This is a genomic window from Variovorax sp. CCNWLW235 (genome assembly GCF_037204085.1).
In the GTDB taxonomy this organism is placed as follows: domain Bacteria; phylum Pseudomonadota; class Gammaproteobacteria; order Burkholderiales; family Burkholderiaceae_C; genus Variovorax.
Window position 1 is genome coordinate 1 of sequence record NZ_JBBCBW010000003.1, and the last position, 16,509, is coordinate 16,509.

Consider the following 16,509-nt stretch of genomic DNA (forward strand, 5'->3'; position numbering starts at 1 on the left):
CGCTCGCTCAGCGGCAAGGGCCGCGAGGGGGTCTCGGGCCAGCTGGGCGTGAAGGTGGCGTGGTGAGCGCCGCCGAACATGCCGCACGAGCCGCAGCACGACTGGACCATGCACCACTGACCACAGGAAGGAATCCACACACCATGCAAACGAAGAACACACTGAAACGGCTGGCGCTGGGCGCCACGGCCCTGGCCACGCTCGCGATCCTCGCGGGCTGCGCCAGCCTGCACGACGAGCGCTACAACTGGTGCCAGGGGCAGAACTGCGCGCTCACGCCGGTGGTGACGCCGGCGCCTGTGCCCACCCCGGCTCCGGTCCCGCCGGCGACGCGGCGGGTGAACCTGAGCGCCGACACGCTGTTCAAGTTCGACCGCTCGGGCGCGGCGGACATGCTGCCGCAGGGGCGCAGCGAACTGGACGCACTGGCCCGTGCCTTGCAGAGCCCGGAGATGCAGGTGCAGAGCCTGACGATCACGGGGCACACGGACCGGCTGGGCGATGAGGCCTACAACGACCGGCTGGCGCTGCAGCGTGCGAACACGGTGCGCGACTACCTGAAGGCCGCGGGGGTGCGTGCGCCGATGGAGGTGCGCTCGGTGGGCGAGCGCGAGCCGGTGACGCGCGACTGCCAGGGCCTGCAGCGCTCGCCTCGTCTGGTGGCCTGCCTGCAGCCGGACCGGCGTGTGGTGGTGGACATCCTGGGGATGGCGCAGGGGAAGTAGTCCGCAGTCTTCAGTAGAGACCACGAAGAACGCCAGGCTGCACGTTGCGCCTGGCGTAAAAAAAGCGCCCAGCAATGCCGGGCGCTTTTTCTTTTACCGAATCGGTTTGCGGCAGCCGAGTCGCTGCCCCGCTTCTTACACGTCGATGTTCGCAGCCCGCAGCGCGTTCTGCTCGATGAACTCGCGGCGCGGCTCCACCTCGTCGCCCATCAGCATCGTGAACACGCGGTCGGCTTCGATCGCGTCGTCGATCTGCACGCGCAGCAGGCGGCGCACGGTCGGGTCCATGGTGGTTTCCCACAGCTGTGCGGGGTTCATTTCGCCCAAGCCCTTGTAGCGCTGGCGCGAGGTGGCGTTTTCGGCCTGCCCGATGAGCCACTTCATCGCGATGCGGAAGTCGGCCACCTTTTCTTCCTTGGCGCGCTCGCCTTCGCCGCGGCGGACGATGGCGCCCTCGCTGCTCAGCAGGTTGCGGAAGGTGTTGGCGGCTTCGGCAAGCGCGGCGTAGTCGGCGCCGTGCACAAAGTCTTGCGTGAGCACGCTGCTCTTGATGTTGCCGTGGTGGCGGCGGCTGATGCGCAGCAGCGGCTTGTCGGTGCGGGCGTCGAACTCGCTGCTCACTTCGGCGGGCACGCCGGTGGTGTTGAGCTCGCGCAGCTTGGCCTGCAGCGCCACGGCCGAGGCTTCGGCCGCGGGCGTGGTGTCCAGGTCGAGCGCCACGCCGTCGGCAATGGCGCGCAGCGCTTCGGCATCCATGAAGTTGCGCAGGCGCGCGATCACGGCTTCGGCCAGCTGGTGCTTGCGCGCGAGTTCGGCCAGCGTGTCGCCGCTCAGGGTGGTCGAGTTGGGGCCGCCGGTCTCGATGCTCGCATCCTTCAGTGCCACCTTCAGCAGGAAGGCGTCGAGTGCGGGGCCATCCTTCAGGTATTGCTCTTCCTTGCCGACCTTCACCTTGTAGAGCGGCGGCTGCGCAATGTAGATGTGGCCGCGCTCGACCAGCTCCGGCATCTGCCGGTAGAAGAACGTGAGCAGCAGCGTGCGGATGTGGGCGCCGTCGACGTCGGCGTCGGTCATGATGATGATGCGGTGGTAGCGCAGCTTGGCAACGTTGAAGTCGTCCGCCCCGCCGCCCGCGGTGGTGGCGCCAGCCCGGCCGATGCCGGTTCCCAGCGCCGTGATCATGGTGAGAATTTCGTTGCTGGTGAGCAGCTTCTCGTAGCGCGCTTTTTCCACGTTCAGGATCTTGCCGCGCAGCGGCAGGATGGCCTGGAACTTACGGTCGCGGCCCTGCTTGGCGGAGCCGCCTGCGGAGTCGCCCTCCACCAGGTAGACCTCGCACAGCGCCGGGTCCTTTTCCTGACAGTCGGCCAGCTTGCCGGGCAGGCCCATGCCGTCGAGTACGCCCTTGCGGCGCGTCATTTCGCGGGCCTTGCGGGCGGCTTCGCGGGCGCGGGCGGCCTCGACGATCTTGCCGCAGATGATCTTGGCGTCGTTCGGGCGCTCTTGCAGGTAATCGGTCAGCAGGCGGCCGACGATGTCTTCCACCGGCGCGCGCACTTCGCTGGACACCAGCTTGTCTTTGGTCTGGCTCGAGAACTTGGGCTCGGGCACCTTCACGCTCAGCACGCAGCACAGGCCTTCGCGCATGTCGTCGCCGGTGACTTCGACCTTCGCCTTCTTGGCGAATTCGTTTTCTTCGATGTACTTGTTGATGACGCGGGTCATCGCGGCGCGCAGGCCCGTGAGGTGGGTGCCACCGTCACGCTGGGGAATGTTGTTGGTGAAGCACAGCACCTGCTCGTTGTAGCCGCTGTTCCACTGCATGGCCACTTCAACGCCGATGTGCGTGCCGGGAATGCCGCCGTAGGTGTCGGCCGGCTTTTCGCCCGCTGCATAGAACGAGTTCGGATGCAGGACGGTCTTGCCCTTGTTGATGAATTCGACAAAGCCGCGCACGCCGCCGGCGCCCGAAAAGTCGTCTTCCTTGCCGGTGCGCTCGTCCTTCAGGCGGATGCGCACACCGTTGTTCAGAAAGCTCAGCTCGCGCAGGCGCTTGGAGAGGATTTCGTAGTGGAAATCGTTGTTCTCCTTGAAGATTTCCGTGTCGGGCAGAAAGTGCACCTCGGTACCGCGCTTGTCGGTGTCGCCGATGATCTTCATGGGCGAGACCTCGAAACCGTTCACGGTTTCGAGCAGGCGGTTCTGCACGAAGCCGCGGCTGAATTCGAGTTCGTGGATCTTGCCTTCGCGGCGCACCACCAGGCGCAGCATCACGCTCAGCGCGTTCACGCAACTCACGCCCACGCCGTGCAGGCCGCCCGACACCTTGTAGCTGTTCTGGTTGAACTTGCCGCCGGCGTGCAGCTCGGTCAGTGCAATTTCAGCGGCCGAGCGCTTGGGCTCGTGCTTGTCGTCCATCTTCACGCCGGTGGGAATGCCGCGGCCGTTGTCGGTAACGGAAATCGAGTTGTCGCTGTGGATGGTCACGACGATGTCGTCGCAATGGCCGGCCAGCGCTTCGTCGATGGAATTGTCGACCACCTCGAACACCAGGTGGTGCAGGCCCGTGCCGTCGGAGGTGTCGCCGATGTACATGCCGGGGCGCTTGCGCACCGCCTCGAGCCCTTCGAGGATCGTGATCGAGCCTTCGCCGTAGCTGGTGTCGGCGGGCGTGATCTCGATCGGCACCGCACTCTCGATCTCGGGCGTGTAGACCGGTTCGGTGTGGGGTACTTCGGGCTTGTTTTCTTCTGCACTCATTCGGATATTCCTCTATCTCTCACGGCATTCACGGGATTTTTCGGGCCTTGGCGGCCTGCTTTTCCTGCCTCTTGAAAGCGCAAACCCGCGGAGGGCCGCGGGCTGTCTGCGCAAGGCGCTGTGTTTTCTGTCTTCTAGATCCGCATCGGCATCACGACATATTTGAAGGATGCGTTCTCGGGGATGGTCAAAAGGGCGGAGCTGTTGGAGTCGGCCAGGTCCAGCTTGACCATATCCTGGCCCATGTTGGCGAGGGCGTCGATCAGGTAGGTCACGTTGAAGCCGATCTCGATGGCGTCGCCGCCGTAGTCGATGTCGAGCTCGTCCTGTGCTTCTTCCTGCTCGGCATTGTTGGAGGCGATGCGCAGCGTGCCGGGCTCGATGTTCAGGCGCACGCCCTTGAACTTCTCGCTCGTCAGGATGGCGGTGCGCTGCAGGCTGGCCAACAGGGGAGCGCGGCCGAGCGTGACGCTGTTCTTGTGGTTCTTGGGAATCACGCGGTTGTAGTCGGGGAACTTGCCCTCGACCAGCTTGGTGACGAACTCCATGCCGCCGAAGCTGAACTTGGCCTGGTTGTTCGCAAACTGCATCTCGATGGCGCCTTCGGCGTCCGACAGCAGGCGCTGCATTTCGAGCACGGTCTTGCGGGGAAGAATGACTTCCTGGCGCGGCACTTCGACGTCGAGCGTGGCCGACGAAAACGCCAGGCGGTGGCCGTCGGTGGCCACCAGGCTCAGCTGCTTGCCTTCGGCCACAAACAGGATGCCGTTGAGGTAATAGCGGATGTCGTGCACGGCCATGGCGAACGAAACCTGCGAGAGCAGGTCCTTCAGCGTCTTTTGCGGCACGCTGAACACGGGCCCGAAATTGGCGGCCTCTTGCACCAGCGGAAAGTCTTCGGCCGGCAGCGATTGCAGCGTGAAACGGCTCTTGCCGCCCTTGAGCACCAGCTTGCTCGCACTCGATTCGAGGCTCACGGTCTGGTCGGCCGGCATGGTGCGCAGGATGTCGATGAGCTTGCGCGCGCCGATGGTGGTGGTGAAGTTGCCTTCGTCGCCGCCGAGCTCGGCCGTGGTGCGGATCTGGATTTCGAGGTCGCTGGTTGTGAGCTGCAGCTGGCCGCCGGTCTTGCGGATCAGCACGTTGGCCAGGATAGGCAGGGTATGGCGCCGCTCCACGATGCCCGCCACCGATTGCAGCGCGGCGAGGACTTTGTCTTGGGTTGCCTTCAAAACGATCATGTCTTCTTCCTCTTCTCTTATCTCTTTGAATCCGCTTGTAAGACGCCATTCTCCGCTGTTGCGGGTGGCTTTCTTGATGACATCCGGGGTCAGCCCTTGAGCGTTTGTTCGAGCACGTGGAGTTGCTGGTTCAGTTCGGTGAGCTGCTGGCGCTCGCCCGAGATCTTGCGCACCGCATGCAGCACCGTCGTGTGATCGCGCCCGCCGAATAGCTCGCCGATTTCCGGCAGGCTTTTCTGGGTGAGTTCCTTGGCCAGGTACATCGCGATCTGCCGCGGCCGCGCAATGCTGGCCGGGCGTTTCTTGCTGTACATGTCGGCGACCTTGATCTTGTAGTAGTCGGCCACCGTCTTCTGGATATTTTCGACCGAGATCTGCCGATTCTGGATCGACAGCAAATCGCGAAGCGCCTCGCGCGCCAGGGCAATCGAGATTTCTTTCTGGTTGAAGCGCGAGTAAGCCAGGATCTTGCGCAGCGCACCTTCGAGCTCGCGCACGTTGGAGCGCACGTTCTTGGCAACGAAAAACGCAACTTCTTCCGGCATTTCAGCCGATTCGGCGCGCGCCTTGTTGATCAGGATGGCCACGCGCATTTCGAGTTCGGGCGGCTCGATGGCGACCGTGAGGCCCGAATCGAAGCGCGAAACCAGCCGCTCGTGAATGTCAGCGAGGCCCTTGGGATAGGTGTCGCTGGTCATCACGATGTGCGACTTCTTGGCCAGCAGGGCTTCGAACGCATTGAAGAATTCTTCCTGCGTGCGGTCCTTGTTGGCGAAGAACTGCACATCGTCGATCAGGAGCAGATCGAGCGAGTGGTAGCGCTCCTTGAACTCGTCGAAGGTCTTGCGCTGATAGGCCTTGACCACATCCGATACGAACTGCTCGGCATGGATGTAGAGAACTTTGGAATCGGGCCGGTCGGCGAGCAGCCGGTTACCCACAGCGTGCATCAGGTGGGTCTTGCCCAGGCCGACGCCGCCATAGATGAACAGCGGGTTGTACAGATGGCCCGGCATGCCGGCCACGTGCATGGCCGCGGCGCGCGCCATCCGGTTGGCCGTGCCCTCCACCAGGGTGTCGAAAGTCAGGCCCGAATTCAGGCGGTTCTTGAAGCCGGCCGCAGCCGGCTCCTCGCCCGGGCCGGCCATGTCGCGCGGCACGTCGGTTTCTGCCATGACGGCAATGGGTGCAGAGCGCACGGGCGCTTCGCGCGGAGCAAGCGCTAACTCAACTGCTACCGGCTGGCCGTACATCTTCTCGGCCATGGCGGCGATCTTGCCGGCGTACTGGGCGCGAATCCAGTCGAGCTTGAAGCGGTTGGCAACGAACACCGTCATGCGCGAAAGGTCGTCGGTGACCTGCGCCGTCAGGGGTTTGATCCAGGTATTGAATTGCTGCTCGGACAGCTCCTGCGCGAGCTGGTCGACACAGGCCTGCCAGAGGCTTTCACCGATGCCGTCAGTCGACATGGGTGCTTGAAAAAGTGGTGCGTCCCTCGTCCATTTTTTGGTATATGTATTGTGGATATTCTCTGCTGCAAGGCGGCCCGCATTCTAACTTGTCAAAACCTTATCCACATCCCCCCGGGCACCATGTAAAGGCCCGCAAAGTTACTCGATGTTTGGTGTTGGGCCGAATGTTTGCGATAATTGCGGGTTTCCCTGAAAACCTCATTGCGTCTTTCGGGGGTCATCCGAAAAACGCTCCCAGCGCCCGCCTGCCCGATCTGGCCTTTCAAGGCTTCGTCGGGTCCGGTGGATATCGGGGGAATCAGCAGGAAATCTCATCATGAAACGCACTTACCAAGCTTCCAAAGTCCGCCGCGCCCGTACCCACGGCTTTCTGGTCCGCATGAAGACCCGTGGCGGCCGCGCCGTCATCAACGCACGCCGCGCCAAGGGCCGCAAGCGCCTGGCCGTCTGACGGCAGTTCCTCTGCCGTTGCCAGCCGCCGACCCGCCAGCGCCAGCTTTCCCAGCCAGTGTTTCTGGCGTGTCTGGCCCGGCTTCCATGCAGCGGCTCAAGACCCGCGCGCAATTCCAGGCCGTCCTCGCAGGTGCCACCGTGGCGCGCACTGCTCATTTCGCATTGCATCGCTGCGCACTCGATTCAACATCGAGCGCGCAGCCCTTGTTCGCGTCCGACGATGTCTGGCTGGGTGCCATGGTGCCCAAGCGCTGGGCGCGCCGTGCTGTCACGCGCAACGCCATCAAGCGACAGATCTATACCGTGAGCGCCGCGCCCGACGTCGGCCTGCCTCGTGCGGCGCACGTGGTGCGGCTGCGCGCGGCGTTCGACCGCAAGGAATTCGTGAGCGCCAGCTCCGACAAGCTCAAGGCCGCGGTACGCGCCGAGCTCCAGCAACTGCTGGCGCGGGCCGCGCGCGCCCCTGCATCCTCGTCGTCATGAAGCGCCTGCTGATCGGCCTTGTGAAGGGCTACCGCCTGTTGCTGAGCCCGTGGCTCGGGCAGTCGTGCCGATTCGAGCCGACCTGCTCCGTCTATTCGATCGAGGCGCTGGAAGTCCACGGCGCTCTCAAGGGCAGCTATCTCACCCTGCACCGCATCGTGCGCTGCCAGCCCTGGTGCCAGGGCGGGCACGATCCGGTTCCACCGGCATCACAGTGTCGTACTGACAAGTCAGGCTCGCTGTTTTCGTCTCTCCTTTCCTCCGACAAGAAGTCTTCGTCATGAACGATATACGCCGCACGATCCTGTGGGTGATTTTTGGTTTCTCGCTGGTGCTGCTGTGGGACCAATGGCAGGTCTTCAACGGCAACAAGCCCACCTTCCTGCCGTCGACCAAGCCGGCTGCCGTGGCCTCCGCCCCGGCGGGCAGCACGCCGGCGGCCAGCAACGGCGTACCGAGCGCATCCACGGCCGGTGGCAGCGCCGCCGCCGTGCCCACGCAGGCTGCGCCCGCGGCGCCGCGTGAGCGCGTCAACGTGACCACCGATCTCTTCAAGGCGGTGATCGACAGCGAAGGCGCCACGGTCAACTACCTCGAACTGCTCAAGTTCGACGAAGCCGATCGCACCAAGCACGTGGTGCTGTTCGAGAACGACTCGCCCGCCACGCGCTACGTGGCGCAAACCGGCCTGCTGAGCCAGACCGGAGAAGCCTTTCCCAACCACCTGACGCCGATGACGCCGAAGGCCGGTCCGCGCGAAATGGCCGAGGGCCAGAACACGCTCGAAGTGAGCTTCGAAAGCGCCCCCTCGGGCGGCCTCAAGTACGTCAAGACCTATGTCTTCAAGCGCGGCGAATACACCGTCGGCGTGCGCCATGAAGTGGTCAACGTAAGCGACCAGCCGCGCGATGCGCAGCTCTACATGCAACTGCTGCGCCACGGCACGGTAGCGGCAGGCACGATGTTCGGCACCAACACCTTCACCGGTCCGGCGGCCTACACCAACGAGAAGAAGTTCCACAAGCTCGACTTCAAGGACATTGCCAAGGGCAAGGTCGAGCCGCCGCCGCCCGCCAACGACGGCTGGATTGCGATGGTTCAGCATTACTTTGTGTCGGCGTGGCTCCTCAAGGGCGACCCGGCGAGCGAACAGCTCCGACGCGAGTTCCGCGTGAAGGACCTGGGCGACAACCTCTTCACCGTGGCCATGGTGGCCACGCTGCCGAAGATCGCGCCGGGCCAGACCTTGGTGGTCAATAGCGCACTGTTCGCCGGCCCCGAAGAAGAAAAGAAGCTCGAAGCCATTGCACCGGGCCTCGACCTGGTCAAGGACTACGGCATCTTCGCGATCATCTCCAAGCCGCTTTACTGGCTGCTGAACCAGCTGCACGGCATTCTGGGCAACTGGGGCTGGGCCATCGTGGCGCTGGTGGTGCTGCTGAAGGCGGCCTTCTACTGGCTCAACGCCAAGGCGTACGCCAGCATGGCCAAGATGAAGGCCATCAACCCCAAGATCATGGAAATGCGCGAGCGGCTGAAGGACAAGCCGCAGGAAATGCAGCAGGAGATGATGCGCATCTACAAGACCGAGAAGGTCAACCCGATGGGCGGCTGCTTCCCGATCCTGATCCAGATCCCGGTGTTCATTGCGCTCTACTGGGTGCTGCTGTCGTCGGTCGAAATGCGCCACGCGCCGTGGATCGGCTGGATCACCGACCTTTCGGCACCCGATCCGTGGTACATCCTGCCGATCGTGATGACGCTGACCTCGCTGTTCCAGACCTGGCTCAACCCGACGCCTCCGGACCCGATGCAGGCCAAGCTGATGTGGATCATGCCGCTCGCGTTCAGCGTGATGTTCATCTTCTTCCCGGCCGGCCTGGTGCTGTACTGGATCACGAACAACGTGCTGTCGATCGCGCAGCAGTGGTTCATCAACAAGCGGCTGGGCGTGCTGGGCAAGTAAGCCGCAGCGGGCTCTCCGCCACTCCGCAAAGGGCCGCATTCGCGGCCCTTTTGCTTTTGCTGAAAGAATCGCGTTTCCATGACATTCGCCCGCACCACAGATCCCATCGTCGCCATTGCCACCGCCTCGGGGCGCGGGGCGGTGGGCATCGTGCGCGTTTCGGGCGCCCGGCTCGCGCCGCTGATCGAAGCGCTTTGCGGCCGGTCGCTGAAACCGCGCGAAGCCACCTACCTTCCCTTCCGCGATGCGGCCGGCGAGCCGGTCGACCATGGCTTGGCCATCCACTTTCCCTCGCCGCATTCGTTCACCGGCGAAGACGTGCTCGAGCTTCAGGCGCACGGCGGAACGGTGGTGCTTCAGCTGCTGCTGGCGCGCTGCCTCGAGGCGGCCGCCGAGCCCGATCCGGTCACCGGCCGTCCACGGCTGCCCGGCTTGCGCGTGGCCGAGCCGGGCGAGTTCAGCCAGCGCGCCTTTCTCAACGGCAAGATCGACCTGGCCCAGGCCGAGGCCATTGCCGACCTGATCGACGCCAGCACGGAGGCGGCTGCGCGCAGCGCCGGCCGTTCGCTCTCGGGCGCCTTCTCGCGCGAGATCCATACGCTGCGCGATGCGCTGATCCACCTGCGCATGCTGGTCGAGGCGACGCTCGACTTTCCGGAAGAGGAAATCGACTTTCTTCAAAAGGCCGATGCGACCGGGCAGCTGGCGAAATTGCAGGCGCAATTGGCGGCGGTGCAGCAGCGTGCCAGGCAGGGCGCGCTGCTGCGCGAGGGCATCAAGGTGGTGATCGCAGGCCAGCCCAATGCAGGCAAAAGTTCGCTGCTCAATGCGCTCGCCGGCGCCGAACTGGCCATCGTGAGCGCGGTGGCGGGCACGACACGCGACGTGGTCTCGCAAACGATCCAGATCCACGGCGTGCCGTTGCATGTGGCCGACACGGCGGGCCTGCGCGAGAGCAGCGATGAGGTCGAGCAGATCGGCGTTGCGCGCGCGTGGGGCCAGATTGAGAAGGCCGACGCCGTGCTCTTTCTGCACGACCTGACGCGCTCTAGCCATGCCGACTACGCCGCCGCCGACGCGGAGATCCTGCGCGGGCTGCGGCAGAAGCTGCCCGCGAGCGTGCCGGTGCTCGATGTGTGGAACAAGCAGGACGCAGCGCCCACAGCCGCCATGCCTACGTCGGTGCAGGGCATTGCCCTTTCCGCCAAGACCGGCCTCGGCATCGAAGCGCTGCGCGAACAACTGCTCGCCATGGCAGGTTGGCAGTCCGTACCTGAGGGCGTTTACCTCGCCCGCGCGCGCCACGTGCAGGCGCTGGGCCGCGTCCAAACCCACTTGGAGTTGGCTGCAAGCCACTTGGCTGCGCAAGCCCAGTTGCTTGATCTGCTGGCCGAAGAGTTGCGCTTGGCGCAGAACGCACTGAACGAAATCACCGGCGAATTCGGCGCGGACGACTTGCTGGGGGTCATCTTTTCGCGCTTCTGCATCGGTAAATAGCGACAGCCGCAACGAAAAACGTAAAGAGTTGTAGCCGAAACCTGCGGCCTTCGCGGATACTTCGGCACAGATGCGGGGGTTGAGAAAAGCATGTCCATCCAGAACCTGAGCCGCGCCATCGCGGACAACAACAGCAACGACGCGTTTGCGTTGACGCTCAACGTACAGCAGTGGGAAACGCTGGCGGGCTACCTGCAGCCCATCGATACCGGCGTAGGCGACGTTCTCATCGAGCAAGGTACGCACGACCGCTCGGTGTATTTCCTCGAAGGCGGCGCCATCAGCGTGCATCGCGTCAGCAGCAAGGAACAGATGAAGCTGGCCGTACTCATGCCCGGATCGGTTGTGGGTGAAGGCTCGTTCTTCTCGCGCGAGCCGCATTCGGCCAACGTGGTGGTGACCGGCGCGGGCCGCGTATGGCGCCTCACGGCCATCCGCTTTGCGGAAATGTCGAATCGGCAACCCAACCTGGCCCTCGAAATCGCGATGGGGCTCGGTGCGGTGATCGCCAAGCGCATGGGACACCGGTCCAAGCGCGTCGCGGTGACCTGAACATCCATCGGGTCGGTTCCGCAATTCAGGCCCAGACGGCTCTTCACAGCCAGTTTTGAATTCGTTTTCCTAGAAGTCAGTCGTCATGGCCTTGATCTGTCCGGTGTGCAGCGCGGAGAACCGCGAGGGCGCGAATTTCTGCAGGAGTTGCGGCGGAAAGCTGGCGCCCGCGGCGCCAGCACCGATGGCGCCGCCTCCAAGCCCTGAGAGTCGGGCGGAGCGCGAATGGGCCGCCACGGCGCCCGCGCAATTGCGCGCGCCCACCATTCCCGGCGGGCTTTTCGATGGCAGCTTGCCGATTGCTTCTCAGGCCGCCTACGCGCATGCCGGATCGCTGGCCGATGAAAAAACCGTCATCGTCGGGGCGGGCCGCTCCAAGCGGCCGCCTTCGCCGCCGCGCGAGCCCCGGGTCAAGAAGGCTTCGAGGTCTCGGACGCCGCGCCCTGCCAGCGCGGAAGTGCGCAACAAGCCACCGCGTATGCGCGGCATCCTGCTTTGGCTGGTGCTGCTGGCCGTGGGGCTGCTCATGATCGTCGCCGGCTGGTACGGCTACGGAAAAGGCACGCCGGACGAACAGGCCGAAGCAGCGTCGCCCGCGGTGCCTGTTGCCGCGCCTGCCGTGGCGCCCCTACCAGCGTCTTCGGCCCCCGAGGTGGTACCGCCGGCGCTTCCGTCCGCGGAGCCGCCAGCTGCGGCAGACGCGGCACTCGCGGCTGCGGCGACTGCCACGCCGGCCGCCGCCACCCCGAAGTCGCCATCCGCCGCGGCCAAGTCTCGCAAGCCGGCGCCAGTGGCACCGTCGCAGCCTGGCGCGCCCGAGGCCGCGCCGGCAGTGGCCGCCGCGCCCGCGCCGCAGCCCGCAGCGGCGGGACCGTCAGATCCGCAGTCCATCTGCGGCGACCGCAATTTCATCGCGAAGGCGCAGTGCATGGCTGCGCAGTGCCTCAAGGCCGAATTCAAGCCGCATGCGCAATGCGAGGCGGTGCGCCGCCAGCAGCGGATCGAGGAAGAAAAGCGCAATCCCACGCTCGTGAACTGACCGGGCCCGGAAGGCCGCGGCCACCCCTGCCGGAGCCGTCGCTCAGCCTTTTTGCAGCCGCTCGATGGCGACTGCCAATGCGGCGGGCTTGCCCGACAGCACCAGGGTGTCGCCGTCCGTCAACACCGTGTCGTCCGTGGGCACCTGCGGCTGGCCGTCATGCCGGCGCAGGCCGGCAACGCGCACACCCAGTGTTTCCAGCGCCATCCGCGCCAGCGTCTGGCCCACGGCGCGCGCACCAGGCGTGAGCGTGAAGGTGTTGAGCCGCTCATGGTCGAGCTCGTCGGCGTTGTCGTCGTCGGCCCCATGAAAGTAGCCGCGCAGCAGGTTGTAGCGTGCGTCGCGCTGGTCCTGCACCACGCGGATCACGCGCCGCATCGGCACGCCGACCAGGGCCAGCGCATGGCTCGCGAGCATCAGCGAACCCTCGATGGCTTCGGGCACCACCTCGGTGGCGCCGGCCGCCTGCAGCTTCTCCAGGTCGTGGTCGTCCTGGGTGCGCACGATCACCGGCACCTGCGGTGCATGGGCGCGGGTGTTGGCCAGCACCTTCATGGCGCCGGGCACGTCGAGATAGGTGACGACCACGGCGCTGGCGCGGGCCAGGCCGGCCGCCATCAGCGCCTGCAGCCGCGCCGCATCGCCGAACACCACCGAATCGCCGGCCGCGGCGGCCTGCCGCACGCGGTCGGGGTCGAGGTCCAGCGCCATGTAGGGAATGCCTTCGCGCTCGAGGATGCGCGCCAGGTTCTGGCCGCAGCGCCCGTAGCCGCAGATGATCACGTGCTTGGCGGTGTTGATGGTCTTGCGCGCGATGGATGTCATCTGCAGCGACTGCTGGAGCCAGTCGCTCGCCACCAGCTTGCGCACGATGGCGTTGGTGTACATCACGATGAACGGCGTGGCCAGCATCGACAGCACCATCGACGCCAGCACCGGGTTGGCCAGCCACGGCGGCAGCAGGCTGCGCTCCTGCGCGAGCGTCAGCAGCACAAAGCCGAACTCGCCCGCCTGCGCCAGGTAGAGGCCGGTGCGCAGCGACACGCCCGAGGTGGCGCCCAGCACCCGCGCCAGCACCGTCACCAGAACCAGCTTGAACGCCAGTGGTATCAGCAGCAGCACACCCACCAGCGCCCAGCGGTCCACCACGATGTGCCAGTCGAGCGACATGCCCACTGTGATGAAGAGCCCCAGCAGCACGTCGTGGAACGGGCGGATGTCGGTTTCGACCTGGTGCTTGTATTCGGTTTCGGAAACCAGCATGCCGGCGATGAAGGCACCCAGCGCCAGGCTCAGTCCGGCCAGTTCGGTGAGCCATGCCAGGCCGAGCGTGATCAGCAGCACGTTCAGGATGAAAAGCTCCTCGCTGCGCCGCCGCGCCACGAGCGTGAGCCACCAGCGCATGATGCGCGGCCCGCCATAGAGCAGCACGCCGATCAGCAGGATGGCCTTCACCGTCGCAAAGCCGAGCGCCTTCGCCAGCGCTTCGGGCGGCGCGCCGAGTGCGGGAATCAGCACCAGCAGCGGCACCACTGCCAAGTCCTGGAACAGCAGCACGCCCATCACCCGCTTGCCGTGCTCGCTTTCGAGTTCGAGCCGCTCGGCCATCAGCTTGACCACGATGGCGGTGCTGCTCATGGTGAGCGCGCCCGAGAGGGCCAGCGCCGTCTGCCAGCCCAGCCGCCAGGCCGGTGGCAGCTGCGAGGCGATCAAGAGTGCGCCGGCTGTGGCGAGGGTCATCGTCAGCAACACCTGCAGCAGGCCGAGTCCGAACACGTGCTTGCGCATGGCGCGCAGCTTGGGCAGGCTGAACTCCAGCCCGATGACGAACATCAGGAACACCACGCCGAATTCCCCCAGGTGGCGGATGGCTTCGGAGTTCTGCGCCAATGCCAGCGCATGAGGGCCGATCAGCACGCCGGCCGACAGATAGCCGAGCATCGGCGGCAGCTTCAGCGAGCGGCAGACCACGACGCCGATGACCGCGGCAAGCAAATACAACAGCGTGAGATCGAACGAAGACATGGCTGGATGCTAGAGCAATGTCCATGCCCCGCACGCGCCGCTTTCACCCGATGACGGCAGATCCCGAGCGCCCCGTAAAATCCGCCGATGAGTTCAGCCCCCCTGCCCCCCGTGGTCGACGCCGACGCCATCCTCGCGCGGGCCCGCGCCACCTTCGACATCGAGTCCGACGCCGTACTCGGCCTCAAGTCGCGCGTGGGCCCGAGCTTTGTCGAAGCCGTGCGCAAGGTCCTCGAAGTGCGCGGCCGCGTGGTCGTGATGGGCATGGGCAAGAGCGGCCACGTCGGCCGCAAGATCGCCGCCACCCTGGCCTCCACCGGCACGCCGGCCATGTTCGTCCACCCGGCCGAGGCAAGCCACGGCGATCTGGGCATGATCAAATCGGTCGACTTGGTTCTGGCCATTTCGAACAGCGGCGAGGTCGACGAGCTCACCGTGATCCTGCCCGTGGTCAAGCGCCAGGGCGTGCCCCTCATCGCCATGACCGGCCGCACCGATTCCACCCTGGCGCGCCACGCCGACATCGTGATCGACGCCGGCGTTGCCAAGGAAGCCTGCCCGCTCAACCTGGCCCCCACCGCGAGCACCACCGCGCAGATGGCGATGGGCGACGCACTGGCGGTGGCGCTGCTCGATGCACGCGGTTTCGGCTCCGAAGACTTCGCGCGCTCGCACCCGGGCGGTGCGCTGGGCCGCAAGCTGCTCACCCATGTGAGCGACGTGATGCGCTCGGGCGACGACGTGCCGCGCGTGGCGCCCACCGCAACACTCAGCGAATTGATGCGCGAAATGAGTTCCAAGGGCCTGGGCGCCACCGCCGTGGTCGACGCCAACGGCCGCGCTATCGGCATCTTCACCGACGGCGACTTGCGCCGGCAGGTGGAGACCGGCGGCGACCTGCGCGGCCTGACTGCCGCCGATGTGATGCACCCTGGCCCGCGCACGCTGCGCGCCGAGGCGCTGGCGGTCGAGGCTGCCGAGCTGATGGAAGAACACCGCATCACCAGCGTGCTCATCGTCGACCCCGCGGGGCATTTGATCGGCGCGCTCAGCATCAACGACCTGATGCGCGCGAAGGTCATCTGATGCCGCTCGACTTCCAGGCTGAAACCTTGCTCGCCGCGCAGGATGTGCGGGTGGCCTTCTTCGACATCGACGGCGTGCTGACCGACGGCGGCGTGTACTTCACCGAGCACGGCGAAACCCTCAAGCGCTTCAGCATCCTCGACGGCTACGGGCTCAAGCTGCTTCGCCTGGCCGGCATCACGCCGGCGGTGATCACCGGGCGCGACTCCAAGCCGCTGCGCGTGCGGCTCGAGGCGCTCGGCATCCAGCATGTGCGCTACGGCACCGAAGACAAGCTGCCCGCGGCCGAGGCCATGCTCGAACAGCTGGGCTTCGGCTGGCACCAGGCCGCGGCCATCGGCGACGACTGGCCGGACCTTCCGGTGCTGGCGCGCGTCGGCTTTGCGGCGGCGCCGGCCAACGCTCACGTGGAAGTGCGCGACGCCGTCAACTACGTTACCCGCGCGCGCGGCGGCGAAGGCGCGGCGCGTGAGTTCTGCGACTTGCTGCTGACGGCCTGCGGCCAGTACAGGCGCCTGCTCGACGCGGCACGAGGTCCCACGCAATGAGCCGCGCCTGGAACCTGCTGCGCGACGCCGTCGACCGCGCCACCATCTACCTGCCCATCATCCTGACGGCAGCCGTGGCGCTCGGCACCTACTGGCTCGTGCGCAACGCGCCCAAGCTGCTCGAGCCCACCACCAAGGCCGCGCCCACGCACGAACCCGACTATTTCATGCGCGGCTTCGTCATCAAGAACTACCTGCCCAACGGCGACCTGCGCAGCGAACTCCACGGCAAGGAAGGCCGTCACTACCCCGACACCGACACCACCGAAGTCGACGACGTGCGGGTGCGCTCCGTCTCGCCGCAGGGCTACACGACCCATGCCACGGCCAACCGCGGCCTGTCGAATTCCGACGGCAGCGAGATCCAGCTCTTCGGCAATGCCATCGTGATTCGCGATCCGGTCGTCGGCCCCAACGGCAAGGCCACGCCGCGCCTCGAGTTCCGCGGCGACTTCCTGCACGCGTTTCTCGACACCGAACGCGTGACCTCGAACAAGCCCGTCACGCTCATTCGCGGCACTGACCAGTTCACCGCTGACAACCTCGACTACGACAACCTGAGCGGGGTCGCCAACCTGACCGGGCGGGTGCGCGGCGTCCTGATTCCGTCGGCGGCCGCCTCCGGCGGCAAGCCGCGCTGAAGAAAAAATCACCGGAAGCCA

The 16,509-nt window shown here is 65.6% G+C and carries 15 protein-coding genes; 11 read left to right on the plus strand and 4 right to left on the minus strand.

The features are described from left to right. Window positions 1–143: 143 nt before the first annotated feature. Window positions 144–725, plus strand: a complete 582-nt coding sequence (locus V9L21_RS04735; protein WP_337309598.1) for an OmpA family protein — start codon at window positions 144–146, stop codon at window positions 723–725. A 135-nt stretch (window positions 726–860) separates the two neighbouring features. Here V9L21_RS04735 and gyrB read toward each other — a convergent pair whose 3' ends face one another. From gyrB to dnaA, 3 genes are all read right to left on the minus strand, one after another. Further along, window positions 861–3,485, minus strand: a complete 2,625-nt coding sequence (gyrB, locus tag V9L21_RS04740) for a DNA topoisomerase (ATP-hydrolyzing) subunit B (protein WP_337309599.1) — start codon at window positions 3,483–3,485, stop codon at window positions 861–863. Window positions 3,486–3,619: 134 nt separating this feature from the next. After that, a complete protein-coding gene (dnaN, locus tag V9L21_RS04745; protein WP_157611122.1) occupies window positions 3,620–4,726 on the minus strand; it encodes a DNA polymerase III subunit beta in 1,107 nt (368 codons plus the stop codon). Between the two features lie 89 nt (window positions 4,727–4,815). Then, window positions 4,816–6,195 carry a chromosomal replication initiator protein DnaA gene (gene dnaA, locus V9L21_RS04750; protein WP_126749323.1) on the minus strand — a complete coding sequence of 460 codons (1,380 nt, stop codon included), beginning with the start codon at window positions 6,193–6,195 and terminating at the stop codon, window positions 4,816–4,818. A gap of 319 nt (window positions 6,196–6,514) precedes the next feature. On the opposite strand from dnaA, the gene rpmH reads away from it, so the two are divergent. The 7 genes from rpmH (at window position 6,515) to V9L21_RS04785 (ending at window position 12,188) form a co-directional block, all read left to right on the plus strand. Continuing rightward, window positions 6,515–6,649, plus strand: coding sequence for a 50S ribosomal protein L34 (rpmH, locus tag V9L21_RS04755; protein WP_007834827.1), 135 nt, complete (start codon window positions 6,515–6,517; stop codon window positions 6,647–6,649). An 86-nt stretch (window positions 6,650–6,735) separates the two neighbouring features. Continuing rightward, the gene (locus tag V9L21_RS04760; protein WP_337309601.1) at window positions 6,736–7,134 is read left to right on the plus strand and encodes a ribonuclease P protein component; all 399 of its coding nucleotides are present in this window, start codon (window positions 6,736–6,738) and stop codon (window positions 7,132–7,134) included. Further along, the gene (gene yidD / locus V9L21_RS04765; RefSeq protein ID WP_157616523.1) at window positions 7,131–7,418 is read left to right on the plus strand and encodes a membrane protein insertion efficiency factor YidD; all 288 of its coding nucleotides are present in this window, start codon (window positions 7,131–7,133) and stop codon (window positions 7,416–7,418) included. The genes V9L21_RS04760 and yidD overlap by 4 nt, the downstream gene beginning before the upstream one ends. Next, window positions 7,415–9,100: a membrane protein insertase YidC gene (gene yidC, locus V9L21_RS04770; RefSeq protein WP_258503119.1), complete on the plus strand. Its 1,686-nt coding sequence runs from the start codon at window positions 7,415–7,417 to the stop codon at window positions 9,098–9,100. Before yidD ends, yidC begins: the two co-directional genes overlap by 4 nt. A gap of 78 nt (window positions 9,101–9,178) precedes the next feature. Continuing rightward, complete coding sequence (mnmE, locus tag V9L21_RS04775) at window positions 9,179–10,597, plus strand: tRNA uridine-5-carboxymethylaminomethyl(34) synthesis GTPase MnmE (protein ID WP_337309605.1); 1,419 nt, start codon at window positions 9,179–9,181, stop codon at window positions 10,595–10,597. Window positions 10,598–10,687: 90 nt separating this feature from the next. Next, on the plus strand, window positions 10,688–11,149 hold the full coding sequence (locus tag V9L21_RS04780) for a Crp/Fnr family transcriptional regulator (protein ID WP_126749319.1): 462 nt from the start codon (window positions 10,688–10,690) through the stop codon (window positions 11,147–11,149). Between the two features lie 85 nt (window positions 11,150–11,234). Further along, window positions 11,235–12,188, plus strand: a complete 954-nt coding sequence (locus V9L21_RS04785; RefSeq protein ID WP_337309607.1) for a zinc ribbon domain-containing protein — start codon at window positions 11,235–11,237, stop codon at window positions 12,186–12,188. Window positions 12,189–12,230: 42 nt separating this feature from the next. On the opposite strand, the gene V9L21_RS04790 is transcribed toward V9L21_RS04785, so the two are convergent. Next, complete coding sequence (locus V9L21_RS04790) at window positions 12,231–14,213, minus strand: cation:proton antiporter domain-containing protein (protein ID WP_337309609.1); 1,983 nt, start codon at window positions 14,211–14,213, stop codon at window positions 12,231–12,233. 87 nt (window positions 14,214–14,300) lie between these two features. Between V9L21_RS04790 and V9L21_RS04795 the strand changes: the two genes are divergently transcribed. From V9L21_RS04795 to lptC, 3 genes are read left to right on the plus strand one after another with little or no spacing between them, the layout of a single operon-like run. Further along, a complete protein-coding gene (locus V9L21_RS04795) occupies window positions 14,301–15,299 on the plus strand; it encodes a KpsF/GutQ family sugar-phosphate isomerase (protein WP_337309611.1) in 999 nt (332 codons plus the stop codon). After that, window positions 15,299–15,847: a KdsC family phosphatase gene (locus V9L21_RS04800; RefSeq protein ID WP_337309613.1), complete on the plus strand. Its 549-nt coding sequence runs from the start codon at window positions 15,299–15,301 to the stop codon at window positions 15,845–15,847. Before V9L21_RS04795 ends, V9L21_RS04800 begins: the two co-directional genes overlap by 1 nt. Beyond that, on the plus strand, window positions 15,844–16,488 hold the full coding sequence (lptC, locus tag V9L21_RS04805) for an LPS export ABC transporter periplasmic protein LptC (protein WP_337309615.1): 645 nt from the start codon (window positions 15,844–15,846) through the stop codon (window positions 16,486–16,488). The genes V9L21_RS04800 and lptC overlap by 4 nt, the downstream gene beginning before the upstream one ends. The last annotated feature ends 21 nt before the right edge of the window (window positions 16,489–16,509 follow it).